Below are 22,774 nucleotides of genomic sequence, written 5' to 3'. Positions count from 1 at the left end.
GTCAGGCCTCCGGAAGGATGCGGGATCGTTTGAACGTGCCTTGCGCCGTGGCGACCAGCACGCCAGCATCGGTGGCCAGTTCGGCCGAGGCAAAGTACAGGCTCTTGCCGGCGCGGCTCACCGTGGCAGTAGCGCGCAGCCGGCCCGCGCTCGCCTTGCTGAGGTAGCTGATGGCCAGCATCACCGTCACGGCGTGGCCGAGGGCGCCATCGACGCCGGTCGGCAGGCCGGCGTAACCGCACGCGGCGTCGAGCAGCGTGGCGGTCACGCCGCCCTGCACGTTGCCCTGCCGGTTCAGGTGGCGCGGTTCGATGTCGAGCTCGAAGGTGCAGCGGCCGTCGCCGACGCTGGCCAGGCGGATGCCAAGGTAGTCCAGCAGCGGGTTGTCGGTGGGCGGCAGCATGGCGCGGTCGGCGGGCTCGACGCGATCGACGAGGGCGGCGGGCGCGTTCACAGCGCCACCTTGATGTTGTTGTCCTGGATCACGCGCTGCCAGCGCGACATCTCCTTGCCGATATACGCCTTCAGTTCGTCCGGCGTGGAGGCCTGCGGCTCGAAGCCCTGCTTTGCCAGCTGCACGGCAACGTCGGGCGACTTCAGCGCAGCCACCAGTGCGGCGTTGACCTTGTCGACCACGGCCCTGGGCGTGCGTGCCGGCGCCAGCAGGCTGTACCAGAGCTCCGCGTCGTAGCCAACGATGCCGGCTTCGGCAAAGGTCGGCAGGTCTGGCATCAGCGCGCTGCGCTTCTTGCCGGCGATGCCGAGCGCGCGCAGCTTGCCGGCGCGCACGAACTGGATCGACGAAGCAAAGGTGGCGAACGAGATCTGCACCTGGCCGCCCATCAGGTCGCTGATCGACGGGCCGGTGCCGCGGTAAGGCACGTGCAGCAGCTCGGTCTTGTTCAGCTTGGCGAAGACCTCGCCCGCCAGGTGCTGCGGGGTGCCGGGTCCCGGGCTGCTGTAGCTGAGCTTGCCCGGGTTGGCGCGGGTGTACTGGATGAATTCCTGCAGCGTGCGGAAGGGTTGGTCGGGATTGGCAACCAGCATGATCGGTACCGACGCGATCCGGCCGACCGGCTCGAAGTCGCGCTCGACCTGGAACGGGACCTTCATGCCGAGGAACGGGTTCATCGTGATCTGGCTCGACGCGATTACCAGCGTATAGCCATCCGCCGCGGCATGCGCCACGTAATCGGCGCCCAGGTTGCCGCCGGCGCCGGGCTTGTTCTCGATCACGATGGTCTGGCCCAGCAGCTGGCCCATCTTCGGCGCGATGGCGCGTGCCAGGATGTCGTTGCCACCGCCCGGCGCGAACGGCACGACCAGCGTGATCGGCTTCTGCGTGGGATAGGGTGACTGTGCTGCCGCGCCCAGCGCGGTGGCTGCCAGCACGCCGGCCATTGCCGCGCGCATGATTCGAAGGATTTCTGCCATGGTTGTCTCCTGCGTGGTTGTTGTCGGGCCGCTCAGCGGCCTGTGTAGTGGGGCTGGCGCTTTTCGGCGAAGGCCTGGCGGCCTTCAACGCGGTCGGCGGTGTCGCGCAGCACGCCCCAGTAGAGTTCGGTGAGCTGCTGCGCGTCGGTTTCGCTGAGGTGGCTGGTCTGGCGCGACAGCTTCCTGACCGCCTGCACCGCGAGCGGCGCGTTGGCGGCGATGCGCACGGCCAGCGCCAGCGCGCGGCCGGGCAAGGCGTCGGGCGCCATGGTCTCGGTGACCAGGCCGATGCGCGCGGCGTGCGCGGCATCGATGCGTTCGCCGGTCAGCACCATCTGCATCGCATGCGCCGCGGGCACGGCCTTGAGCAGCCGGTGCAGGCCGGACACCGCCGGGATCGAGCCGACCGCGACTTCGGGCAGGCCGAAGGTGGCCTGCGTCGACGCAATCCGCAAGTCGCACTGCAGCGCGATCTCCAGCCCCGCGCCGAGGCAGTGTCCGTTGACCGCCGCGACCAGCGGCTTGCCGAGGCCGAGGTCGCTAAGGTCCATCAGCCGGATATAGAGCCCCAGGTCCGCGGCCTGCTCCGGCGCGCGGAACAGCGCCTCGGGGTAGGTGGCGGATGAGGTGCGCGTGCCCTTCAGGTCCGCCCCGGCGCAGAAGGCGCGCGTGCCGGCGCCGGTCAGCACCGCGACGCGCAGGTCGTCGCGGTCGCGCACCTCGGCCAGGTGCGCGCGCAGTTCGCGCAGCGTGGTCACGTCGAGCGCATTGAGCGCGTCGGGCCGGTCGATGGTCAGCACCGCGACCGCGCCTTCGATATGGCGTTGGATGGTCATGATGGCCTCCTTACACGCTGGGCGACGACAGGCTGCGCCCGCCGCAGACGTAGAGCGTCTGGCCGGTCACGTACGACGACTGCGGGTCGAGGAAGAAGCTGACCGCATTGGCGATATCGTCAGCGGTGCCGATACGCTGCACCGGCACCGATTTCTGCAACCGCGCCTGCACCTCCGGCGCAAAGCCGCGGAACAGCGGCGTATCGACAATGCCGGGCGCGACCGCGTTGACGGTGATGCCCTTGGCCGCGAACTCGATCGCCAGCGAGCGCGTCAGGCTGACCACGCCACCCTTGGCCGCGGAGTAGTTGGCCTGTCCGAAGCCGCCCAGCCAGGCCCGCGACGAGATATTGACCACGCGCCCGTAGCCACGCCCGACCATGCCGGGCAGCGCCGCGCGGCAGCACAGGAACTGCGAGCGCAGGTTGGTATCGATGACCAGGTCCCAGTCGTCGTCGCTCATCTTCAGGAAGCGCATGTCGCGCACGGCCCCCGCGTTGTTGACGAGGTAGTCGACGCGGCCGGCGCGTGCCGCGACTTGCGCAAAGGCGTCGTTGACCGCGGCGGAATCGGTCAGGTCGGCGGTGGCGCCAAAGGCATTCAGCCCTGCGGCGGCGAGCGTGCCGACGGCCTCGTCCAGCGCACCGCCATCGCGGTCCAGCAGCGCCACGGTCAGTCCTTGCCGCGCGAGTTGCGTGGCGATACCCAGGCCGATGCCGCGCGCGGCACCGGTGACCACCGCCACATGGGTGGGATCGAATCGTTGCGTACTCATTTCAGACTCCCAGCAGGTGGACGGAAGACGCGGCGTGGTCGACGCCCGCGATGCCGCCGCCGGTGCATTGCGTCAGGCCCACGCGCGCGTTGTCGACCTGGCGCTCGCCGGCGCGCCCTTGCAGGTGCCACAGGATCTCCACCATCTGCGCCACGCCGGTGGCGCCGAGCGGGTGACCCTTGGCCAGCAGGCCGCCACTGGGGTTGACCGGCACGCGGCCGCCCAGCCGGGTCGCGCCGGACTTCAGCAGCGACACCGCTTCGCCTTGTGAGGCGAGGCCCAGCGCTTCGTAGTAGAGCAGTTCGGCGATGGTGAAGGCGTCGTGCAGCTCGACCACGTCGACGTCCTGCGGCCCCAGCCCGGCCTGTTCATAGGCCTGGCGCGCGGCACGCGCGGTGATTTCGGCATCGAGGATGTCGTCATCGGCCTCCTCGCGCAGGCCGGACACCACCACCGACGACAGTACCTTGACCGGACGCGCCTGCGCTGCGCGGCGCGTGCTCAGCACCACCGCGGCGGCGCCATCGACCTGCGACGGGCAGCACTGCAGCAGCGTCAGGGGGTCGGCGATCATGCGCGAGCCGAGCACTTCTTCCACGGTGGTGGCCTTGCGCTGCTGCGCATATGGGTTGAGCGAGCCGTTGTAGCGGTTCTTGACCGCCACTTCCGCTAGCTCGGCGGGCGACGCGTCGCGCTCGTACAGGAAGCGCGTGCCCCGCATCGCGTAGACCGCGGGCAGCACCATGCCGGATCTGGCATAGAGCTCGGTCTTGTGGTCATTGCGCTGCAGCGGGATGGTGCCGCCGCCGAGCGCGGTGAGCTGCTCGATGCCGAACACCAGCACCGTGTCGTATTGCCCGGCCAGCAGCGCGTGCCGCGCCAGGTGCACGCCGGTGGCGCCGCTGGCGCAGGCGTTCTCGACGTTGTAGACCGGGATGCCCTTGAGCCCCAGGTCGCGCACGACGAGCTGGCCGAGGATCATGCCGCCCAGCACGTTGGCGCAGTAAACCGCCTGGATGCGGCCGGCCGGCACGTCGGCGTCGGCCAGTGCCTTCAGGATGGCCTGTTGCGCCAGCTCCGGCGCCAGCACGCCGGGATAGCGGCCGAACGGCGTCATCGCGCCGCCGTGGATGTAGATGTCCTGCATGGTGCTTACCTTTTCCCTTCTTGCGATCGTTCAGGCCGTGACGGCTTCGAACACATAGCCAAGTTCGGCGTCATGCCGCGGCGCGTAGCGCGCGCCGATGACTGGGCGCGCCGCGCCCTGCAGGCGGCCGAAGATGCGCACCGGGCCGACGAAATCGACATAGCCGAGCGCGTAAGGCGGCTGCCCGGTCTTGGGCGCGGGGTGGATCACGGTATAGCTGTAGAGCGTGCCCGTGCCAGCGATGGCGACGGCCTCATAGCTCTCGGCCAGCGGCGAGTCGGCGGGCAGCGCCGGGAAGATCCAGGCGCCGGTGGCGCGCTCGCGCGAGGCAAGCAGATGGGGGACGGGGTCCGCGCTCCAGAGCGGATAGGGCTGGTCTGACATGGCTGTCTCCTGCGGTTGGGCCTGGTGTAATGGTTGTCGCCGGCGTGCCGCGCGACAAACGATATTTCAGGCGCTTTCGGTTGAGAAAAAGTCAAGCGAAAGGCAACGGAAAGAGGGATGGGCGTGGCAGTCAGGCCCGGGAGGACGACAGGCCGTTTCTGGCCCCTGATGCATGCGGGAGGGTAATCGCGCCGGCTACTGGCGCCGTGGCACCAGCCGGTGACGGGTGTCTCAGTCCACCACCCCCACCAGCCGCGACAACGACTGCTCCGCGCCGCGCGAGGCCGCCACCACGAAGTCGATGAAGCGCCGGACCCGCACCGGCATCTGGCTGCGGTGCGGGTAGTACATGTACAGCCCGACCTGGCTGCTGCTGTATCCGGTCAGGATTGCGCTGAGCCGTCCGCTGACCAGGTCGGCATGGACCATGTAGGCAGGCAGCTGGCCGATGCCGATGCCGGCGCGTACCGCCTCGACCTCGGTTTCCACATCGTTGAAGCTGGCCACCGCGGGCAGCTCCTGGTACACGAGGTTGCCGTCCACCTGCAGTTCCCACGGCACCATGCGGCCGGTGGCGGGGCGGCGGAAGCCGGTGCACTGGTGCCGCAGCAGGTCGTCGAGCGTGGCCGGCTCGCCGTGCCGCGCCAGGTACTCCGGCGCGGCGCAGATCACCAGCGGCAGGTCGCACAGGCGCCGCGCCACCAGGTTCTGGCCGGGGCTGGTGCCGACGCGGAAGCCCACGTCGATCCTGGCTTCGACCAGGTCGGTGAAGAGGTCGCTCAGCACCACGTCGAAGCCGATGCCGGGATGCTGCTCGCGGAAGCCCTTGACCAGCGGCACCAGCACGCGGCTGCCGAGCGACGGCGGCGCGGTCAGGCGGATCAGCCCGTCGTCGTCGCCGCGGCTGGCGCGGACCTGCTCGAGCGCTTCGTCGAGCTGGCGCATGCCGGGCGCGGTCAGTTCGAACAGGCGCGCGCCTTCCTCGGTCAGGCTGAGCTTGCGCGTGGTCCGGTGCAGCAGGCGCACGCCCAGATGGGCCTCGAGCGTGCGCACCGCCTTGCTCGCCGCCTGCGGCGTGACCCCGGCCTCGACCGCGGCGCGCCGGAAGCTGCCGGCGCGCACCACGCCGAGGAAGAGGGTGAGGACCCGGGCCTTGTCCATGACTGGCAACCAGAGGATGGGGAGGCGGCCATCATAGCGCCACTCATGACCGATCGAGGGCAAGGCCCCGGTGCGCCATCGGGTGCCCGATCCGAAGGACGCGCCCGCATTGCGGTGCGCAGGATGGAGCGCAGCACGACGGACCACTCCGCTGGACAACGCATTGCCGCGCCTGTCATGCGTTTGTAATTAAGGCGCTGGCTGTCTTTGTAATCCATGGACTGGTGGCGCCAGCGGTAGGTGCGCTGGCCGGGAGCGGCCACCGATGCGCCGCCCGAGGCACCGGTAAACCAAGGCACGAATGTTGCGGCAAGTCCTGACAGCGATGGGTATATCGCTGGCCCGAGAGTCATGTGACCGGGTCGACCATCCACCCGCCACAAGGCGTCGGTAGAGGCCGCGTCGGGACCTTTGGGACAAGGAGAGCTGTCATGAATATCGTCTGGCTTGTTGGAGCCGTAGTCATCATTCTCGCGGTACTCAGCTTCTTCGGCTTGCGCTAGGCCACATCGCGTAGCGTACCGCGCAGCGCCACGGCACGGCCGTCGGGGCATGCGCGTACCGCGGGCATCGCATGATGCCCTTGCTGCAGTGCGGCGTGGCAGCGCCACGCCCGCTTTCCTGTTTTCTTTCCGCAGAGCAAATTTCATCTGTTCCGACGACGAGCCTTCGCGCGTGTCCTGCCAACAATGTCCTGCCAAGACAGCGACAAACCATCCGAGGAGACAGACATGAGCACGCATCCGTTCGACCTGACCGGCAAGGTGGCACTGGTGACCGGCGGTAATGGCGGCATCGGCCTGGGCATTGCCGAAGGGCTGGCCGCGGCCGGTGCCGATATCGCGATCTGGGGCACCAGCGCGGACAAGAACGCCGCCGCGGCGGACCGGCTGGGCCGGCACGGGCGCAAGGTGCATACGGAGCTTTGCGATGTGGGCGACGAGCAGGCGGTCGACGCCGCGATGGCGCGCACCGCGGCGGCGCTCGGCCGCATCGACGGCTGCTTTGCCAACGCCGGCGTCGGCAGCGGCAGCAAGGCACCGTTTGACCAGCTCGAGACCGAAGCCTGGCGCCGGACCCTGCGCGTCAACCTCGACGGCGCTTTCTTTACGCTGCGCGCGGCGGTGCGGCAGATGCTGGCGCAGGGCGACGGCGGCGTGCTGTGCAGCACGGCCTCGGTCGCCGCCATCGAAGGCGCGCCGCGCGCCGAGCACTACGCCGCCACCAAGGGCGGCGTGATCTCGATGATGCGCGGGCTCGCGGTCGAGTATGCGCGCAAGGGCATCCGCGCCCATTCGATCCTGCCGGGCTGGATCAAGACCGAGATGACCAGCGCGGCGCAGGGCAACGATGCCTTCCAGGAGATGGTGCACAAGCGCGTGCCGATGCGCCGCTGGGGCGAGGGCAGCGACTTCGCCGGCATCGCGGTCTACCTGATGAGCCCGGCCTCGGCCTACCACACCGGCGATACCTTCGTCATCGACGGCGGCTATACGCTGTTCTGACGCGCCGGGCCCACCGGCCAGACCCTGCCGCCGCCGACCACATAGGCGCGCTCGTCGGCCTGCGGCCGCACCGTGGCATGGCCGGTGAAGGCGCCGAACGCAGGCAGGATGGCACCGCGCGGCCCGAACAGGAAGCAGGGCAGGCGCAGGCTGTCGGCGCCGCTGCCGCGCAGGCGGCAGGCCGGATGCAGGTGGCCCGCCAGCACATAGCCCAGCGGCGAGGTGCCGGGCATATGGCAGAGCGCGAACGGGCCCGCCAGCGCGGGCTCGGACACCACGGCAATGCCAAGCGACGCGGGCGGATCACCCGCGCGCGCGTCGTGGTTGCCGCGCACCAGCGTGCAGCGCAACGGCGCGGGCAGGTCCTGGCGCCAGTCGTACAAGGCCTGCAGCACCGCTGGCGTGCGCGAGGCGCGCGCGTGCAGGAAGTCGCCGAGGAATACCAGTTCATCGACCGGCAGTTGCCGCACCAGACGGGTCAGGACTGACAGGTTGTCGCCGGTGGTGCCGTGCGGCACCGGCTGCCCCAGCGCGCGGAACGCCGCGGCCTTGCCGAAGTGGACGTCGGCCACCATCAGCATGCCGGCCGCCGGCCACCACAGCGCGTGTTCGGGCAGCAGCCACAGGGTCTCGCCGGCGGCCGCCACCGCCATCGCGCCACCCTGCTCCAAAGTGCGGGCGTCGGGATTCATAGCAGCGGCAACGGCTTCGACGGCTTGCGCGGGCGCCGCGGCCGGCGCGCGGTGCGGGCCGACGGGCCGGCATGGTCGGCCATGCCGAAGCGCGCGGCTTCGGCCACGGCATCGGCCATGATCTCGGCCGGCATGCCGGCGGCTTCGCCGGGCTCGGGCCCGGCCGCCAGTTCCAGGTCGGCCAGCATCCGTGCGATGCGGTCGGCGAGCTTTTCGGTGCTGAGCTTCTCGCGCAGGAATTCGACCACCAGCGGGAACGACAGCGGCGTGGGCCGCTTCAGCGCGTGCAGGTCCAGCTTCAGCGCGGACAGGCGCTCCAGCGTCGCGGCGAGCCGGTGCGCGTCCAGCTCCTGCATCAGCACTTCGCGTTCGGCCTGGCCCAGCAGCAGGTTGCCGGGGTCGTGCTTGCGGAAGACCTCGTAGAACAGGCTGGACGACGCCTGCAGCTGGCGCGCGCTCTTGGGCGCGCCGGGGTAGCCCTGGAAGATCAGCCCCGCGATGCGGGCAATCTCGCGAAAACGCCGCAACGACAGTTCGCCCGCATTCAGGCTGCCCAGCACGTCGGCGGCCAGGTCGCGCCGGCGCTCGTCGGCCAATACCTGCGGCAGCCAGCGGCCCCAGTCCACTGGCGCCGACGCCAGCAGTTCCAGCCCGTAGTCGTTGACCGCCACCGAGAACGTGGCCGGCACCTGTTGTCCCAGCCGCCATGCCAGCAGGCTGCCCAGGCCAAGATGGACCGAGCGCCCGGCGAACGGATAGAGGAACAGGTGCCAGCCCTCGCGCGAATGCAGCGATTCGGCGAGCAGGGTATGGCGCGAGGGCAGCGCGGACCACTGCGCCTGCAGGTCCACCAGCGGCTGGATCAGCGGCAGCTCGGGGGTGTCGCGCGGATCCAGCCGGCCCACCGCGGCGGCGGCGAGCGTGTCGATCACGGCCTCGGCCAGTTCGGTCGACATCGGCATCTTGCCGCCGTTCCAGCGCGGCACCACCGGGCGCCTGCCGGTGGCGCGGCGCACGAACGCGGTCATCTCCTGCACGCGTACCAGCTCCAGCAGCCGGCCGCCGAACAGGAAGCAGTCGTCGGGCGCCAGCCGCGCGATAAAGCCTTCTTCCACCGAGCCCAGCGAGGCGCCGCCGGTGCCCGCGCGGCTCCAGTAGCGCACCTGCATGGTGGCATCGCTGACGATGGTGCCCACGCTCATGCGGTGGCGCCGTGCCAGCCCCGCGTCCGGCACGCGCCAGACGCCTTCGTCGTCGGGCACCGCGCGGCGGAAGTCCGGGTATGCCGACAGCGTGGCCCCGCCCTGGCGCACGAAGTCCAGGCACCACTGCCATTCCTCGCCGCTCAGGCCGCGGTAGGCCCAGGCGGAGCGCACCTCGGCCAGCAACGCTTCGGGCCGGAAGCCGCCGCCCAGCGCCACCGTCACCAGGTGCTGCACCAGCACGTCGAGCGGTTTGTCGGGCGACTCGCGCGCCTCGATCCGTCCTGCCTGCACCGCATGCCGCGCGGCCACGGCCTCGACCAGTTCCAGGCTGTGCGTGGGCACCACCGTCACGCGCGAGGCGCGGCCCGGCGCATGGCCGGAACGCCCCGCGCGCTGCAGCAGGCGCGCCACCCCCTTGGGCGATCCGACCTGCAGCACGCGCTCCACCGGCAGGAAATCGACGCCAAGGTCCAGGCTGGAGGTGCACACCACCGCGCGCAGCGCGCCGTTCTTGAGGTTCAGCTCGACCCATTCGCGCACCGCGCGGTCGAGCGAGCCGTGGTGCAGGGCGATCTCGCCCGCCCACTCCGGGCGCGCGTCGAGCAGCGCCTGGTACCACAGCTCGGCCTGCGAGCGGGTATTGAGGAACACCAGCGTGGTGCCGCCGTGCGCCAGTTCTTCCACCACGTGGGGCAGCATCGACAGGCCCAGGTGGCCGGCAAACGGAAAGCGGCTGGCGTTGTCGGGCAGCAGCGTGTCGATCACCAGGGTCTTCGGCGTATGGCCGTGCACCAGCGTGCGCCGCTCGCCGGGCACGCCGCTCAGCAGCACCTCGGCCGCGTGCGGCAGGTTGCCGAGCGTGGCCGACAACCCCCACACCATCAGCGCGGGCTGCCATTGCCGCAGCCGTGCCAGTGCCAGCTGCACCTGCACGCCGCGCTTGTTGCCGAGCAGCTCGTGCCATTCGTCGACCACCACCATGCGCACGCGCCGCAGGGTGTCGTGCGCGTCGGCGCGGGTCAGCATCAGCGTCAGGCTTTCGGGCGTGGTCACCAGTGCGGTCGGCAAGCGCCGCTGCTGCGCCGCGCGCTCGGCGCTGCCGGTGTCGCCGGTGCGCAGCGCGACGGTCCAGTCGAGGTCGAGCTCGGCCAGCGGCGCCTGCAGCGCGCGCGTGGTGTCGGCCGCCAGCGCGCGCATCGGCGTCAGCCACAGCACGGTCAGCGGCGGCGCGGGCTTGTCGTGCGACGGCGCCGCGCGCGGCGTGGCGAATGCCATCAGCGCGCCGAGCCACGCCGCATAGGTCTTGCCGGTGCCGGTGGTGGCATGCAGCAGTCCGCTCTGGCCGCGCGCGATCGCGGTCCAGACTTCGCGCTGGAAGGCGAAGGGCTGCCAGCCGCGCGCGTCGAACAGCGCCTGCATGCCCTGGGCAACGGTCAATGGGGCTGGGGTGGGCGCCGGATCGATCGCGGGCCGGCGCGCGCCGCGCGGCGGGCTCATGCCGCATCCTCCCGCGCCGCGCCGGTGGCCGGCAGCATCGCTTCGAGCGTGGCCAGCGTGTCGGCCTCGTCGATCGGCTTGTCGGTGCGCCAGCGCAGCATGCGCGGAAAGCGCACGGCGATGCCGCTCTTGTGGCGGCCGCTGCGGGCAATGCCTTCGAAGCCGAGCTCGAACACCTGGGTCGGTTCGACGCTGCGCACCGGCCCGAACTTCTCGACCGTGGTGCGGCGGACGATGGCGTCGACCGCGCGCATCTCGGCGTCGGTCAGGCCGGAATAGGCCTTGGCGAAGGGCACCAGCGCGCGGTCCGGCGTACCGGGCGGGCCGTTCCAGACCGCGAAGGTGAAATCGGTGTAGAGGCTGGCGCGGCGGCCGTGGCCGCGCTGCGCGTAGACCAGCACGGCATCGACCGAGTACGGGTCGATCTTCCACTTCCACCAGACCCCGACATCCTTGGTGCGGCCCGCGCCGTAGGCCGCGCCGGCGGCCTTCAGCATGAAGCCCTCGACCCCCAGCTCGCGCGACGCGTCGCGCAGGCGGGCATAGTGCTCCCAGTCGCCGGCTTCCACCAGCGGGCTCAGTTCCAGCGCGGGGTGGACGTGAGCCGCCACCACCTGCTCCAGCCGGGCGCGCCGTTCGGCCTGCGGGCGGGTACGCCAGTCCTCGCCCTGCCACTCGAGCAGGTCATAGGCCATCAGGATCGCCGGCGCCTCGCGCAGCAGCTTTGCGCTCAGCGTCTTGCGGCCGATGCGCTGCTGCAGCAACGCGAACGGCTGCACGCGGCCCTGCTGCCAGATCACGATCTCGCCGTCGAGCACGGTGCCGTCCGGCAGCGGCGCGGCGGCCTGCAGCAGTTCCGGGAAGCGCTCGGTGATCAGTTCCTCGCCACGCGACCACAGCCAGGTCTGGCCGCCGCGCCGCACCAGTTGCGCGCGGATGCCGTCCCACTTCCACTCGACCAGCCACGCGCCGGGCGCGCCCAGCACGGTGTCGAACTGTTCCACCGGAGCCTGCAGCGGATGGGCCAGGAAGAACGGATACGGCTGGCCGCCGGCGCGCAGCGCGCGGTCGTCTTGGTCCTCGGGCGCCAGCAGGGCGAGGAAGCGCGCCGCGTCGGGCCGGGCCGACAGGTCGGTGTAGCCGACCATGCGCTCGGCCACGCGCTTGGGATCGATGCCGGCCACCTCGCCCAGCGCGCGCGTGACCAGCAGGCGCGACACGCCCACGCGGAAGGCACCGGTGATCAGCTTGAACAACACCAGCCGGCCGTGCGCGTCGAGCGGGCGCCATAGCGCGTCGAGGCGCGGCAGCAGCGTTTCCGGCGCCAGCCCGCGCAACGGCAGCAGGCGCTGCTCGACCCATTCGGCCAGGCCGGCGTGGTCGGCATCCCGCGGGTCCGGCAGCAGCAGCGCGATGGTTTCGGCGAGATCGCCGACGGCCTGGTAGCTCTCTTCGAAGAGCCAGTCGGGCAGGTCGGCGGCCTGCCGTGCGAGGTCGCGCAGCAGCGATACCGGCACGATCTGGCGCGGCTTGCCGCCCGCCAGGAAATAGACGGCCCAGGCGGCATCCGCGGGCGGCGTGATGCGCAGGTAATCGACCAGCGCGGCCAGGCGGGCCTTGGTCGAGGTGGTGCCGTCCAGCGCGGCGTAGAGATCGGCGAAGGCCTTCATGGCGCAGCCTCTTCCTGGCCCGCTTCGGCGGGCACCGCCGGGTCCGGGTGCGCGGCTTCATCGTCGTCGCCGTACTCGGTGTCGAACGCCTGCGCCAGCCAGCCGCGCTCGCTCAGATAGCGCACCATCACCGGCACGTTGCCATGGGTCACGATGATGCGGCCCGCGCCGGTGGCGCTGATCGCCTGCAGCAGCCCCGGCCAGTCGGCATGGTCGGACAGCGCAAAGCCGCGGTCGACGCCGCGCCGCCGGCGCGTGCCGCGCAGCTGCATCCAGCCGCTGGCGAAGGCGTCGGAGGCATCGCCGAAACGCCGCAGCCACGGCGAGCGCTGTGCCGACGGCGGCGCCACCACCAGCGCCTGGCGCAGCAGCGGGCTGCGCGCCGGCAGATCCGAGACCAGTGCCGTGGGCGGCAGCGCGACGCCGGCCCCGGCATAGGCGGCGTTGAGCTGCGTCAGCGCGCCATGCACGATCACCGGGCCGGGCATGCCATCGGCGCCGGCATGCCGCAGCAGGCCGTGCAGGATGCGCTGCGCCTTGCCGAAGGTATAGGCGTAGACGACGCTGGCGCGCCCGGCACGGGCATTGGCCTGCCACCAGTCGAAGATCTCGGCCATCAGCGTCGCCTGCGGCGGCCACCGGTAGATCGGCAGGCCGAACGTGCTTTCGGTGATGAAGGTGTCGCAGGGCACCGGCTCGAACGGGTCGCAGGTGCCGTCTGCTTCCAGCTTGTAGTCGCCCGAGGCCACCCAGACCTGCCCGCCGTGCTCCAGCCGCACCTGCGCGGAACCGAGCACGTGGCCGGCCGGATGCAGGCTCAGCGTGACGCCGTGGTGCGTGATGCGCTCGCCGTAGCGCAGCGTGTTCAGGTGGATCCCGGGCAGCCGCGCCAGCAGCACGCCGCGGCCGGGCTCAGCGCACAGGTAGTGCGCGTGCCCGAAGCGCGCGTGATCGGAATGGGCATGGGTGATGACGGCGCGTTCGACCGGGCGCCACGGATCGATGTAGAAGTCGCCGGGCGGGCAATAGAGGCCTTCCGGCCGGGCGACGATGAGGTCGCCGGGGCGGGCGGGTTCGGACGGGAGCGGTCGGATCGGGTCCAAGCGTGCCTCCTGATGCACTGCGGCCGGGGCGTGGCCGCGATGCTCCCGCGGAGGGAGACCTGGGCATCATACTGCGGCGTTGCGCAGGGTGTGGAGGCGGTGAGGGCTGGTTCGGGTGTCGGTGAGGGTCCGACAAGAAGCTTGCGAGAGGCGGCGGGTTTGCTCCCCTCTCCCGCCTGCGGGAGAGGGAGCGCCCAGGCGGCGTTGGCGAGCTCAAGCATGGCCGGCAAGCAGTACCGCGCCACCCTCAAAACACATCATCCTTCCAGTGGTACCAGTGGTACAGCACCCGCTGCCCCATCCGCCGGAACGGCGCGAACATCTGCGATTCCACCATCTCGCGCACATTCGGGAACGGCAGCGGCGAGCGGAAGATCGGCAGTTCCGGCAGCCCCGACGACTTGCCGGCGATCAGCGCGGCCAGGCGCTTGCCGGCCTGGGCGGAGTACATCACGCCGTTGCCGCCGTAGCCCATGGCGTAGTAGATCGACTGCGCCGGGTCGGGCTGGGTGATGCGCGGCATCATGTCGTGGCTGACGTCGACCCAGCCCCACCACGAATAGTCGATCTGGATGCCCTGCAGCGCCGGGAATTTGCGGTGCATGTCGGCAATCAGCTTCTGCTTGTACTGGTCCTGCGGCGCGTCGTTGCCGGTGATGGCGCTGCGGCTGCCGATCTGCAGGCGGCCGTCGGGCATCAGCCGGTAGTAGTGGCGCAGGATGCGGGTGTCGGTGATGACCTGGGTGGTGCGGAAGTTGCACGCTGCCAGTTCGTCGGCGGTGAGCGGACGCGTGACGATGGAGTTCGACAGGATCGGGAACAGCCGGTTCTTCAGCTCGCGGTGCAGGGATTGCGAGGTGTAGCCGCCGGTGGCCACGCCCACGGCGCGGGCGCGCACGATGCCGCCGGGGGTGCGCAGGTAGTGCACGCCGTTGCGCGTTTCCCAGCCCGTCACGGGGCTCGACGGATGCACCTTCGCGCCCAGTGCGCGCGCGCGGCGCAGGTAGCCGAAGGCGAGCTTGCCGGCATGGATGCCGATGCCTTCGGGCTCGTGCATGGCGCCCGCGGCTTCCTTGTCGTCGACGTATTCGCGCCGCACGGTGTCGGCGTCGAGGATGCGCGCGTCGTAGTTGAACACTTCGCGCAGGATCTTCGCCTCCTTCTCCAGGGCGGGCATCACCTTGTCGCGGTGCGCGATATAGAGGTGGCCGCCGGGCTGCGGATCGCAGTCGATGTCCTTGATCAGCCCCTTGAAGGTCTCCATGCCGTCGCAGACCTCCTGGTGCAGGCGCAGCGCGGTATCGAGCCCGTAGCGCTGGATCCACTGCGAGCGCTTGAGCCGGCCCGACGCGCATTGCGCCTGGCCGCCATTGCGCGTGCTGCAGCCCCAGCTGACGCGGTTGGCCTCGAGCACGGTGGCCTTGATGCCGTATTCCTGCGCCAGGAAGATGGCGCAGGTCAGGCCGGTAAAGCCAGAGCCGATGATGGCCACGTCGACGTCGATATCGTGCGTGATCGGGCCGTCGTCGGCGGGCGGCTCGCCCGCGGTGCCGATCCAGTAGGTCGGGGCGTACTCCCGGCCGTGGCCGGGCGTGGGCGTGTGCAGGGGGTCGTAGGCGGGGTCGTACGGCCGGGTCGGCGCGGTCGACTGCTCGCCGGCCAGGAGGCTGCTGCGGGGAGCTACGGCTTGCATGGCGCGTCTCCTCGCTTCAGGCTGCGGCCACCACCGGCGGGCGGTCCTTGCGGTAGGCGTTCTTCACCGCGATCTTGCCGCCGCGGAAGGTGAACACGTCGACCATGCGCGCCTCGATGCGGGCGCCGTCGGCGCGGGTGCCGCGGAAGGTGGATTCGCTGACGCCGCGGTCGCCGACGACGAAGTGGTCGCCATCGACCCATTGCGCATCGGGGAAGGTCTGCCAGGCCAGCTGGAAGCCTTCGCGCACCGCCTCGCGGCCGACGAAGCTGCGGCCCAGCAGGTCGGGGCCGGCCACGCCATGGAACACGCAGTCGTCGGCCATGCAGGCCATCAGCGCGTCGATGTCGTGGCGGTTCCAGGCGTCGTTGAAGGCTTGCAGCAGTTCAATGCCGGCGGCGGTGTTGTCCTTGGACATGGCTTGGTCTCCGTGAGTGTTGTGTGCCGGTCCGTGGGGAACCGGCCATGACTCGAGGATAGGGAAACCGGCCGCGGCGCTGTAGCGCCAGTTCGGGACTATCGCTTGGGCCAGCGGCGCAGGCGCAGCGGTGGCCCCGCTCAGGCGGCGGGGCGGGCCCGGGAAGTGATGGCGGCGGGGGCCTTTGCGCTGCCGGCGGTGGCCTGCAGTTCACGCGCGACGCCGGCCAGCACGCGGATGCCGGGCTCGATGCGGTCCAGCGAGATCGACGAGTAGCCCAGCCGGAAGCCGTTGCGCGGCGCGGGCTCGGCCATGAAGAAGACGCTGCCGGGCTCGATCAGCACGCCCTGCAGTTCCGCCAGCCGCGCCAGCGCATCGGCGTCGAGCCAGGACGGCCCTTCGATCCAGCAGGAGGCGCCGCCGGCGATCGGCACCGCGCGGAAGTCAGGCATATGCGTGGCCAATGCCGCCAGCACCGCTTCGGCGCGCTCGCGGTGCGCGGCGGCGAGCCGGCGCAGGTGCGCGTCATAGTGGCCGAGCGACAGGAACAGCGAGAACGCGCGCTGGATATACGCCGACGGGTGCCGCAGCATCAGCCGGCGCGCGCCGCGCAGTTCGGCGATCAGCGCCGCGGGGCCGACGATGTAGCCGATGCGCAGCCCCGGCGCCAGGCTCTTGGACAGGCTGCCGACGTAGATCACGCGGTTGCTGCGGTCCAGGCTCTTGAGCGTGGGCGTGGGATCGCCCTCGAAGCGGCTCTCGGCCTCGTAGTCGTCCTCGATCAGCACGAAGTCGGCTTCCTCGGCCTGCCGCAGCAGCGCCTGGCGGCGCGCCAGCGGCATGGTGACGGTGGTCGGGCACTGGTGGCCGGGAGTCACGTAGACGTAGTCGCACGCGCGCTGCGCGTCGGACAGCGTCAGGCCCTGCTCATCGACCGGCAGCGGCACCAGGTTCGACGTGTGCGAGCCGAAGATATTGCGCGCGTCCGGGTAGCCGGGGTCCTCGATGCCCACCGGCGTGTCGGGGCTGACCAGCAGGTCGGCCAGCAGGTACAGCGCCTGCTGCGCGCCCACCGTGATCACGATCTCGTCGGTGCCGGCCCAGACGCCGCGGCGCGGCAGCACACGGGTGCGGATCTGCTGCACCAGCGACTCGTCGTCGCGCAGGATCATGTCCTGGGCCCAGTCATGGATGTCGAGCACGCTCAGCGCCTTCAGGCAGCATTCGCGCCAATCCGCGGTGGGGAACAGCGCCGGGTCGTACTGGCCGTAGATAAAGGGGTAGGGATAGTCGCGCCAGTTGGCGCGCTTGACGATATTGCGCTGCTGCGTGGGGCGGAACACGAAGCGCCGTTCCCAGTCGGGCTCGCCCGCGCGCGCCGGCACCGGCTCGCCGCGCAGCGAGGCCACGCCGCTGACGCGGGTGCCGAGGATCTCGGGGTTGACGAAGTAGCCGCTGCGCTCGCGCGCTACCAGGTAGCCTTCGTCGACCAGCTGCTGGTACGCCAGCACCACCGTGTTGCGCGCCACCCGCAGCTGCGCCGACAGCTCGCGGCTGCTGGGCAGCGGCTCGCCTTGCGGCAGCTGCTCGTCGAGGATGGCCGAGACCAGCATCTGCCGGATCTTGCCCTGCAGGCTCAGGCCCGAATGCACATGCTGCTGGAACAGCTGCGACCAGAGGGTGGTGGGAGACTTCAGGCTCATGGGACCGGGGGCGTTTCCTGAACGGCGAAGCGCGCCAGCATACCGCACCGGCGCGCCCCGTCAGTCATGGTTCAGTTGCTTCTGGCATCTCGACGCCAGTCATCGCTTGCGCGCTTCAGTACTTGCGCAGGTCGCGGCGCGGCAGTTCCGCCAGCGGTACTACTGGATCCACGCCACGCCGAAACAACTGGCGCGCCGCGTAGGCCAGCAGCAGGATCGCCAGGCTCACCACGCCCAGCGCCAGGGGCGTGCGCTGGTCGGGAATGAAGGCCATCGCCACCACGATGCCGAGCATGCCGAGGATCGCCACATAGGTGAGGTACGGATAGCACCACATGCGCACGCGCAGCTGGCCCGGCGCCTCGCGCTCCAGCCGCGAGCGCAGGCGCAGCTGCGAGATCGCGATCAGGATGTAGACGAAGATCGCCACCGTGCCGTACGAGTTCACCAGGAAGGCGAACACGGTATCGGGCGAGACATAGGACATCACCACCGCGCCATAGCCGAACAGCGTCGCCACCAGGATCGCGCGCACCGGCACGCCGTTGCGGCTGACGCGGGCCAGCGACTGCGGCGCGTCGCCACGGCGGGTCAGCGCAAACAGCATGCGCGACGAGGCGTACAGGCCCGAGTTGAGTGCCGACAGCACCGCGGTCAGCACGATCGCGTTCATGATCTGCGCGGCCGCCGGCACGCCCATCACGTTCAGCGCGCTGACGTACGGCGTGGCGATGCTGGTGGAGTTCCACGGCACCAGGCACACCACCAGCAGGATCGAGCCGACATAGAACACCAGCACGCGCGTGATCACCGAGCTGGTGGCCTTGGCCACGGCCTTCTGCGGTTCGGCGGTCTCGGCGGCGGCGATGGTGACGATTTCGGCGCCGAAGTAGAAGCCGGTGGCCGCTACCGCGCCGGTCAGCACCGGCACGATGCCGTTGGGCATGAAGCCGCCGTTGGCGGTCAGGTTGGCCACTTCCATGCCGTGCGACCCGGGAGCCAGGCCCAGCACGTAGACGCCGGCGACGAACAGGAACACCATGATCGCGGCCACCTTGATCGAGGCGAACCAGAATTCGAACTCGCCGAATGACTTGACCGATACCAGGTTGGTCAGGGTCAGCATCACCAGCAGCACCAGGCTGATGATCCAGTTGGGCACGTCCGGCAGCCAGTAGCGCACCAGGTCCGCGCCCGCCACCGCTTCCAGCGCCACCACGATGACCCAGAAGTACCAGTACATCCAGCCGGTCAGGAAGCCGGCCAGGTTGCCGACCGCGGGGCGATCGCGCCAAGCTTCGCGTGCATACTCGTAGAAGCCGCCGCCGCCGGGCATGGCGCAGGCCATCTCGCCCAGCATGCGCATCACCAGCACCACGAGAAGGCCGGTGATCAGGAAGGAAAGGACCGCGGCCGGACCGGCCGACTTGATGACGACGCCGCTGCCGACAAAGAGCCCCGCGCCGATCACGCCGCCGAGGGCGATCATGGTCATGTGGCGTTGCTTGAGGCCGTGGGATAGTCCGTTGCCGGACGGTGATTGTTGGATCATGTTGTGTCTCCTGTGCTGCGCTTGCTGTCGGCACTGCGTTGCAAGCAGTCCAGCGTTTAAGGCAGGCGCCACGGCTTCTCTTCGGTATAGGCGGCAGGGCAGTAAATGCCAGCCTGGGCCGTGGTCGTTCAGTAATTGCAATCCCCGGGAGAGGATGGCTTATCCGTACATGTCGACTTGTCTCCGGTGTTCGCTTAAAAAATGGAACCAGAAGTTCCAAAAAATTATGGTTTAACCGGAATGTAGGCCGTTGGAGCCGGAAGGTCAACCAGAAGTTTCGATAATTGATATGATTTGACTCTGAAAATGAAACTTACCTATGATGGAGCCAGGCATGAACGATATGCGCCTCGCCAAAAGTGAAGCCAGGCCGGACGGAGACACGCCGGCGCTGCGCTTGTTCGGCCTGCTCGAGGTCATCGCGGAGAAGGACCAGTCCTTCAACCTGCAGGCGCTGGTGGAAGAGACCGGCCTGCCCAAGCCCACGCTGCACCGCATGCTGCAGCAGCTCGAGGCGGCCGGACTGATCCAGCGCAACGGCGACGGGCGGCAATACGGCACCGGCCTGCGGCTGCGCCGGCTGGCGGAGAACCTGTTGCTCAACAGCACCTCGCACGGCGCGCGCCACATGGTGCTGCGCCGGCTGGTGGAAGAGGTGGGCGAGAGCTGCAACCTGACCGCGTTTTCCGGCGGCGAGGTGCTGTACCTGGATCGCGTCGAGACCGCGGCGCCGCTGCGCTTCTACCTGCATCCGGGTTCGCGCGTGCCGGCGCACTGCTCGGCCACCGGCAAGCTGTTCCTGGCGCAGCTGGCGCCGGCGCAGCGGCAGCGGCTGCTGGCCAACGTGGAGCTGGAGCGCTACACGCAGAACACGCTGACCGACCATGCGCAGCTGGAGTCGGAGCTGGAGCGCGTCAAGCGCGACGGCTACGCCATGGACTACGAGGAATTCCTGCCGGGGCTGGTCTGCATCGGCGTGCTGGTGCCGGCCGCCGACGGCGGCAAGTCCAACCTGGGGCTGGCGCTGCAGGCCCCGGTGATGCGGGTGTCGCGCGACAAGGCGGTGCAGCTGCTGCCCGCGCTGCAGCGCGCGGCGGCGGCGCTGGCGGCGATCGAGGCCGACAGCGCGGGCAGCTGGCAGGGCGGCGCCGAGGCCCCGGACGCGGCGGAAGAGGACGAATAGCAGGCACGGCGTTACGCGGAACCGCTCCGCTTGCCGCCGTGCCGATGGCATGGCATGGCCGAAGCAATGAGGCAGCGAGGCAACGAGGAGCACAAGGTGACGCAAGAGCAGTTTGGCAAGCCGGACCGGATGATTCCGGTGCGCAGCGTGTTTGGCATCGATTCCGGCCTGATGGTGCCGGCCTTCAGCCAGCGCGACGACCATGTGCCGGAGATCGATCCGGCCTACCGCTTCCAGCCGGAGGTGACGCTGGCGATCCTGTCGGGCTTCATGCGCGACCGGCGCGTGATGGTGCAGGGCCTGCACGGCAGCGGCAAGTCGACCCATATCGAACAGGTGGCCGCGCGGCTGAACTGGCCCTGCGTGCGCGTCAACCTGGACGGCCACATCAGCCGGCTCGACCTGGTCGGCAAGGATGCCATCGTGGTGCGCGACGGCCGCCAGGTCACCGAGTTCCAGGAAGGCATCGTGCCGTGGGCGCTGCAGCGCCCGGTGGCGCTGATCTTCGACGAATACGACGCGGGCCGGCCCGACGTGATGTTCGTGATCCAGCGCATCCTGGAGCGCGATGGCAAGTTCACGCTGCTGGACCAGAACCGCGTGATCCGTCCCCATCCTTCGTTCCGTCTCTTTGCCACCTCCAACACCGTGGGGCTGGGCAACGTCAACGGGCTCTATCACGGCACGCAGCTGCTCAACCACGCGCAGATCGACCGCTGGAACGTGGTGGCGACGCTGGACTACCTGCCGCACGACGAAGAGGCCGGCATCGTGCTGGCACGCGTGCCCGAGCTGGATCACGCGGACGGGCGCGCGCTGGTCGATGCCATGGTGGCGCTGGCCGGCCTGACCCGGCGCGGCTTTGCCGCGGGCGATGTGTCGGCGCTGATGTCGCCGCGCACCGTGATCAGCTGGGCCGAGAACTGCCAGATCTTCCGCGACCCCGCGCTCGCGTTCCGGCTGACCTTCCTGAACAAGTGCGAAGAGGCCGAGCGCCCGGTGGTGGCGGAGTACTACCAGCGTTGCTTCGGCCACCTGCCGGGCGAGGCGGCCGGCGTCAGCGCGGCGTCGGAGCCGGCGCAATGAATGCGGCGGCGCTCGCCCTGCGCTTGCGCCGGCGCCAGCGGCAGGATGAGCTGTCCGGCGCGGCCGTGCGCGCGCTCACCGGCGATGCGGCGCTGCATTTCCGCGATGGCCAGCTCTGGCGCGCGCTGCGCCCGGTGCCGCAACGTGCGCCGCACCTGCGCACCGACCTCGACACCGACAGCGCCACCTGCCTGCGCGGCGCCGCCGATGGCGCCGCGCTGCGCCAGGCGCATTCCGACGCCGCGCTGCATCGGCGGCTGTGCCCGGCCGACGCGGTCGAGCGCCTGGTGTTCGAGCTGCTCGAACAGTTGCGCTGCGAAACGCGCCTGCCGCGCGGCATGGCTGGCGTCGAGGCCAACCTGCGCCATCGCTTCCTGGCGTGGTCGCAAGCCTTCCATCGATCCGGGCTGACCGACGGGCATCTCGGCATCCTGCTCTATACCGTGGCGCAGGTGGCGTGGTCTCGCCTGAGCGGCGAGCCGGTGCTGGAAGAAACCGAAGACCTGATCGAGGCCACGCGCGCTGCCATCGTGCCGATGCTGGGCGCCCAGCTGGCGGGGCTGCGCGCGCAACGCCACGACCAGGCTGCGTACGCCGTGCACGCGCTGGCGCTGGCGCATGCGGTGGCGCAGATGATCCGCACCGAAGCGCCCCGGGCCGGCGAAGACGACGATAATGCCGCCTCGGCCGCGCGCGCCGGGTTTGCGCTGTGGCTCGACTTCGACGAACCGCCCGCGGAGGATTTCGCCCTGGCCGACAGCGGCCATAGCCGCGTGCTTGCCGACGCCACCGACGGCTACCGCATCTACACCACCCGCTACGACCGCGAAGTGCGCGCCGCCACGCTGGTGCGCCGCGCCTTGCTGGACGAGTACCGCACGCGGCTGGACGCGCGCATCGCGCGCGCGGGCGTGAACGTTGCCCGGCTGGCGCGCCGGCTGCGCGCCGCGCTGTCGCAGCCGCGCGTGGACGGCTGGTCGTTCGGCGAGGAAAGCGGCCGTATCGACGGCCGCCGCCTGGCGCAGCTGGTCAGCTCGCCCGCCGAGCGCCGGCTGTTCCGGCAGGAAGCGCACAAGGCCCATGCCGATTGCGTGGTCGGCTTCCTGATCGACTGCTCCGGCTCGATGAAGGCGCAGGCCGAGCCGCTGACCCTGCTGGTCGACCTGCTTGCCCGCGCGCTGGACCAGGCCGGCGTCGCCACCGAGGTGCTGGGCTTTACCACCAACGCGTGGAACGGCGGCCGCGCGCGCAGCGACTGGCTCGCGCGCGGCCGCCCGCAGCATCCTGGCCGGCTCAACGAAACCTGCCACATGGTGTTCAAGGACGCGCAGCGCAGCTGGCGCCGCGCCCGCACCGAGATCACGGCGTTGCTGAAGGCCGACCTGTTCCGCGAAGGCGTCGACGGCGAGGCGGTCGAGTGGGCCTGCGCGCGCCTGCATGCCAGCGGCAAGGCGCGCCGCATCCTGGTGGTGGTGTCCGACGGCAGCCCGATGGATACCGCGACCGGGCAGGCCAACGACGCCTGCTACCTCGACAACCACCTGAAGGCCGTGGTGGCGCGGCACGAGGCGCTGCGGGATGTCGAAATACTAGGGCTGGGAGTCGGCCTGGACCTGAGCCCGTATTACCGGCACACGCTCGCCCTGGACCTGTCGCAGCCGGTGGATATGGCGATGCTGGACGAGGTGGCGGGGCTGGTGGGGGCGAGGCGGCGCTAGCGGCACCGCGCG

The 22,774-nt window shown here is 70.2% G+C and carries 19 protein-coding genes; 4 read left to right on the top strand and 15 right to left on the bottom strand.

Annotated features, from left to right (window positions below; all coding sequences use genetic code 11):
• Window position 1: 1 nt before the first annotated feature.
• The 7 genes from GA0116996_RS10130 to GA0116996_RS10100 form a co-directional block, all read right to left on the bottom strand.
• Entirely contained in the window at window positions 2-454 is a 453-nt protein-coding gene (locus GA0116996_RS10130; RefSeq protein ID WP_244159798.1) for a PaaI family thioesterase, read from the bottom strand.
• On the bottom strand, window positions 451-1,434 hold the full coding sequence (locus GA0116996_RS10125) for a tripartite tricarboxylate transporter substrate binding protein (RefSeq protein ID WP_244159797.1): 984 nt from the start codon (window positions 1,432-1,434) through the stop codon (window positions 451-453). The genes GA0116996_RS10130 and GA0116996_RS10125 overlap by 4 nt, the downstream gene beginning before the upstream one ends.
• A 32-nt stretch (window positions 1,435-1,466) precedes the next feature.
• Window positions 1,467-2,270: an enoyl-CoA hydratase/isomerase family protein gene (locus tag GA0116996_RS10120; protein ID WP_092310205.1), complete on the bottom strand. Its 804-nt coding sequence runs from the start codon at window positions 2,268-2,270 to the stop codon at window positions 1,467-1,469.
• A 10-nt stretch (window positions 2,271-2,280) separates the two neighbouring features.
• Complete coding sequence (locus tag GA0116996_RS10115) at window positions 2,281-3,045, bottom strand: SDR family oxidoreductase (RefSeq protein ID WP_092310202.1); 765 nt, start codon at window positions 3,043-3,045, stop codon at window positions 2,281-2,283.
• 1 nt (window position 3,046) lies between these two features.
• The gene (locus GA0116996_RS10110; RefSeq protein WP_092310199.1) at window positions 3,047-4,192 is read right to left on the bottom strand and encodes a thiolase family protein; all 1,146 of its coding nucleotides are present in this window, start codon (window positions 4,190-4,192) and stop codon (window positions 3,047-3,049) included.
• Between the two features lie 30 nt (window positions 4,193-4,222).
• The gene (locus tag GA0116996_RS10105) at window positions 4,223-4,576 is read right to left on the bottom strand and encodes a Zn-ribbon domain-containing OB-fold protein (protein WP_092310196.1); all 354 of its coding nucleotides are present in this window, start codon (window positions 4,574-4,576) and stop codon (window positions 4,223-4,225) included.
• Window positions 4,577-4,807: 231 nt separating this feature from the next.
• The gene (locus tag GA0116996_RS10100; protein ID WP_092310193.1) at window positions 4,808-5,737 is read right to left on the bottom strand and encodes a LysR family transcriptional regulator; all 930 of its coding nucleotides are present in this window, start codon (window positions 5,735-5,737) and stop codon (window positions 4,808-4,810) included.
• A gap of 731 nt (window positions 5,738-6,468) precedes the next feature.
• Between GA0116996_RS10100 and GA0116996_RS10095 the strand changes: the two genes are divergently transcribed.
• Window positions 6,469-7,242 carry an SDR family NAD(P)-dependent oxidoreductase gene (locus GA0116996_RS10095; protein ID WP_092310190.1) on the top strand — a complete coding sequence of 258 codons (774 nt, stop codon included), beginning with the start codon at window positions 6,469-6,471 and terminating at the stop codon, window positions 7,240-7,242.
• Here GA0116996_RS10095 and pdeM read toward each other — a convergent pair.
• The 8 genes from pdeM to GA0116996_RS10055 all read right to left on the bottom strand — a co-directional run bounded on the left by pdeM (window position 7,227) and on the right by GA0116996_RS10055 (window position 18,775).
• Window positions 7,227-7,934, bottom strand: a complete 708-nt coding sequence (gene pdeM, locus GA0116996_RS10090) for a ligase-associated DNA damage response endonuclease PdeM (RefSeq protein WP_092310187.1) — start codon at window positions 7,932-7,934, stop codon at window positions 7,227-7,229. The two genes, GA0116996_RS10095 and pdeM, sit on opposite strands and share 16 nt — an antisense overlap.
• The gene (locus GA0116996_RS10085) at window positions 7,931-10,636 is read right to left on the bottom strand and encodes a ligase-associated DNA damage response DEXH box helicase (protein WP_208601242.1); all 2,706 of its coding nucleotides are present in this window, start codon (window positions 10,634-10,636) and stop codon (window positions 7,931-7,933) included. The genes pdeM and GA0116996_RS10085 overlap by 4 nt, the downstream gene beginning before the upstream one ends.
• Window positions 10,633-12,306, bottom strand: a complete 1,674-nt coding sequence (locus tag GA0116996_RS10080; protein WP_092310181.1) for an ATP-dependent DNA ligase — start codon at window positions 12,304-12,306, stop codon at window positions 10,633-10,635. Before GA0116996_RS10080 ends, GA0116996_RS10085 begins: the two co-directional genes overlap by 4 nt.
• Window positions 12,303-13,409, bottom strand: coding sequence for a ligase-associated DNA damage response exonuclease (locus GA0116996_RS10075; RefSeq protein WP_092310178.1), 1,107 nt, complete (start codon window positions 13,407-13,409; stop codon window positions 12,303-12,305). The genes GA0116996_RS10080 and GA0116996_RS10075 overlap by 4 nt, the downstream gene beginning before the upstream one ends.
• Before the next feature lie 247 nt (window positions 13,410-13,656).
• Complete coding sequence (locus GA0116996_RS10070; protein WP_092310175.1) at window positions 13,657-15,102, bottom strand: NAD(P)/FAD-dependent oxidoreductase; 1,446 nt, start codon at window positions 15,100-15,102, stop codon at window positions 13,657-13,659.
• Between the two features lie 16 nt (window positions 15,103-15,118).
• Entirely contained in the window at window positions 15,119-15,520 is a 402-nt protein-coding gene (locus GA0116996_RS10065; protein WP_018008487.1) for a nuclear transport factor 2 family protein, read from the bottom strand.
• A 140-nt stretch (window positions 15,521-15,660) separates the two neighbouring features.
• Window positions 15,661-17,223, bottom strand: coding sequence for a MocR-like pyridoxine biosynthesis transcription factor PdxR (gene pdxR, locus GA0116996_RS10060; protein WP_092310172.1), 1,563 nt, complete (start codon window positions 17,221-17,223; stop codon window positions 15,661-15,663).
• Between the two features lie 115 nt (window positions 17,224-17,338).
• Complete coding sequence (locus GA0116996_RS10055; RefSeq protein WP_092310169.1) at window positions 17,339-18,775, bottom strand: amino acid permease; 1,437 nt, start codon at window positions 18,773-18,775, stop codon at window positions 17,339-17,341.
• A 334-nt stretch (window positions 18,776-19,109) separates the two neighbouring features.
• Here GA0116996_RS10055 and GA0116996_RS10050 point away from each other — a divergent pair, with 334 nt between their 5' ends.
• The 3 genes from GA0116996_RS10050 (at window position 19,110) to GA0116996_RS10040 (ending at window position 22,762) form a co-directional block, all read left to right on the top strand.
• A complete protein-coding gene (locus GA0116996_RS10050; protein WP_092311186.1) occupies window positions 19,110-19,958 on the top strand; it encodes an IclR family transcriptional regulator in 849 nt (282 codons plus the stop codon).
• Window positions 19,959-20,024: 66 nt separating this feature from the next.
• Window positions 20,025-21,044: an AAA family ATPase gene (locus tag GA0116996_RS10045; RefSeq protein WP_092311183.1), complete on the top strand. Its 1,020-nt coding sequence runs from the start codon at window positions 20,025-20,027 to the stop codon at window positions 21,042-21,044.
• Complete coding sequence (locus GA0116996_RS10040; protein WP_092310166.1) at window positions 21,041-22,762, top strand: cobaltochelatase CobT-related protein; 1,722 nt, start codon at window positions 21,041-21,043, stop codon at window positions 22,760-22,762. Before GA0116996_RS10045 ends, GA0116996_RS10040 begins: the two co-directional genes overlap by 4 nt.
• Window positions 22,763-22,774: the final 12 nt, after the last annotated feature.

Source organism: Cupriavidus alkaliphilus (genome assembly GCF_900094595.1).
Lineage (GTDB): Bacteria > Pseudomonadota > Gammaproteobacteria > Burkholderiales > Burkholderiaceae > Cupriavidus > Cupriavidus alkaliphilus.
This window is presented reverse-complemented; position numbering and strand designations above follow the sequence as displayed.

What these genes read in the sequence shown, in the direction of transcription:
- GA0116996_RS10105 (WP_092310196.1), bottom strand. Translation starts at nt 4,576, where the DNA reads ATGTCAGACCAGCCCTATCCGCTCTGGAGCGCGGACCCCGTCCCCCAT.
- GA0116996_RS10055 (WP_092310169.1), bottom strand. Translation starts at nt 18,775, where the DNA reads ATGATCCAACAATCACCGTCCGGCAACGGACTATCCCACGGCCTCAAG.
- GA0116996_RS10085 (WP_208601242.1), bottom strand. Translation starts at nt 10,636, where the DNA reads ATGAGCCCGCCGCGCGGCGCGCGCCGGCCCGCGATCGATCCGGCGCCC.
- GA0116996_RS10070 (WP_092310175.1), bottom strand. Translation starts at nt 15,102, where the DNA reads ATGCAAGCCGTAGCTCCCCGCAGCAGCCTCCTGGCCGGCGAGCAGTCG.
- pdeM (WP_092310187.1), bottom strand. Translation starts at nt 7,934, where the DNA reads ATGAATCCCGACGCCCGCACTTTGGAGCAGGGTGGCGCGATGGCGGTG.
- GA0116996_RS10095 (WP_092310190.1), top strand. Translation starts at nt 6,469, where the DNA reads ATGAGCACGCATCCGTTCGACCTGACCGGCAAGGTGGCACTGGTGACC.
- GA0116996_RS10120 (WP_092310205.1), bottom strand. Translation starts at nt 2,270, where the DNA reads ATGACCATCCAACGCCATATCGAAGGCGCGGTCGCGGTGCTGACCATC.
- GA0116996_RS10040 (WP_092310166.1), top strand. Translation starts at nt 21,041, where the DNA reads ATGAATGCGGCGGCGCTCGCCCTGCGCTTGCGCCGGCGCCAGCGGCAG.
- GA0116996_RS10045 (WP_092311183.1), top strand. Translation starts at nt 20,025, where the DNA reads ATGAGGCAGCGAGGCAACGAGGAGCACAAGGTGACGCAAGAGCAGTTT.
- GA0116996_RS10110 (WP_092310199.1), bottom strand. Translation starts at nt 4,192, where the DNA reads ATGCAGGACATCTACATCCACGGCGGCGCGATGACGCCGTTCGGCCGC.
- GA0116996_RS10115 (WP_092310202.1), bottom strand. Translation starts at nt 3,045, where the DNA reads ATGAGTACGCAACGATTCGATCCCACCCATGTGGCGGTGGTCACCGGT.
- GA0116996_RS10080 (WP_092310181.1), bottom strand. Translation starts at nt 12,306, where the DNA reads ATGAAGGCCTTCGCCGATCTCTACGCCGCGCTGGACGGCACCACCTCG.
- GA0116996_RS10065 (WP_018008487.1), bottom strand. Translation starts at nt 15,520, where the DNA reads ATGTCCAAGGACAACACCGCCGCCGGCATTGAACTGCTGCAAGCCTTC.
- GA0116996_RS10125 (WP_244159797.1), bottom strand. Translation starts at nt 1,434, where the DNA reads ATGGCAGAAATCCTTCGAATCATGCGCGCGGCAATGGCCGGCGTGCTG.
- pdxR (WP_092310172.1), bottom strand. Translation starts at nt 17,223, where the DNA reads ATGAGCCTGAAGTCTCCCACCACCCTCTGGTCGCAGCTGTTCCAGCAG.
- GA0116996_RS10050 (WP_092311186.1), top strand. Translation starts at nt 19,110, where the DNA reads ATGAACGATATGCGCCTCGCCAAAAGTGAAGCCAGGCCGGACGGAGAC.
- GA0116996_RS10100 (WP_092310193.1), bottom strand. Translation starts at nt 5,737, where the DNA reads ATGGACAAGGCCCGGGTCCTCACCCTCTTCCTCGGCGTGGTGCGCGCC.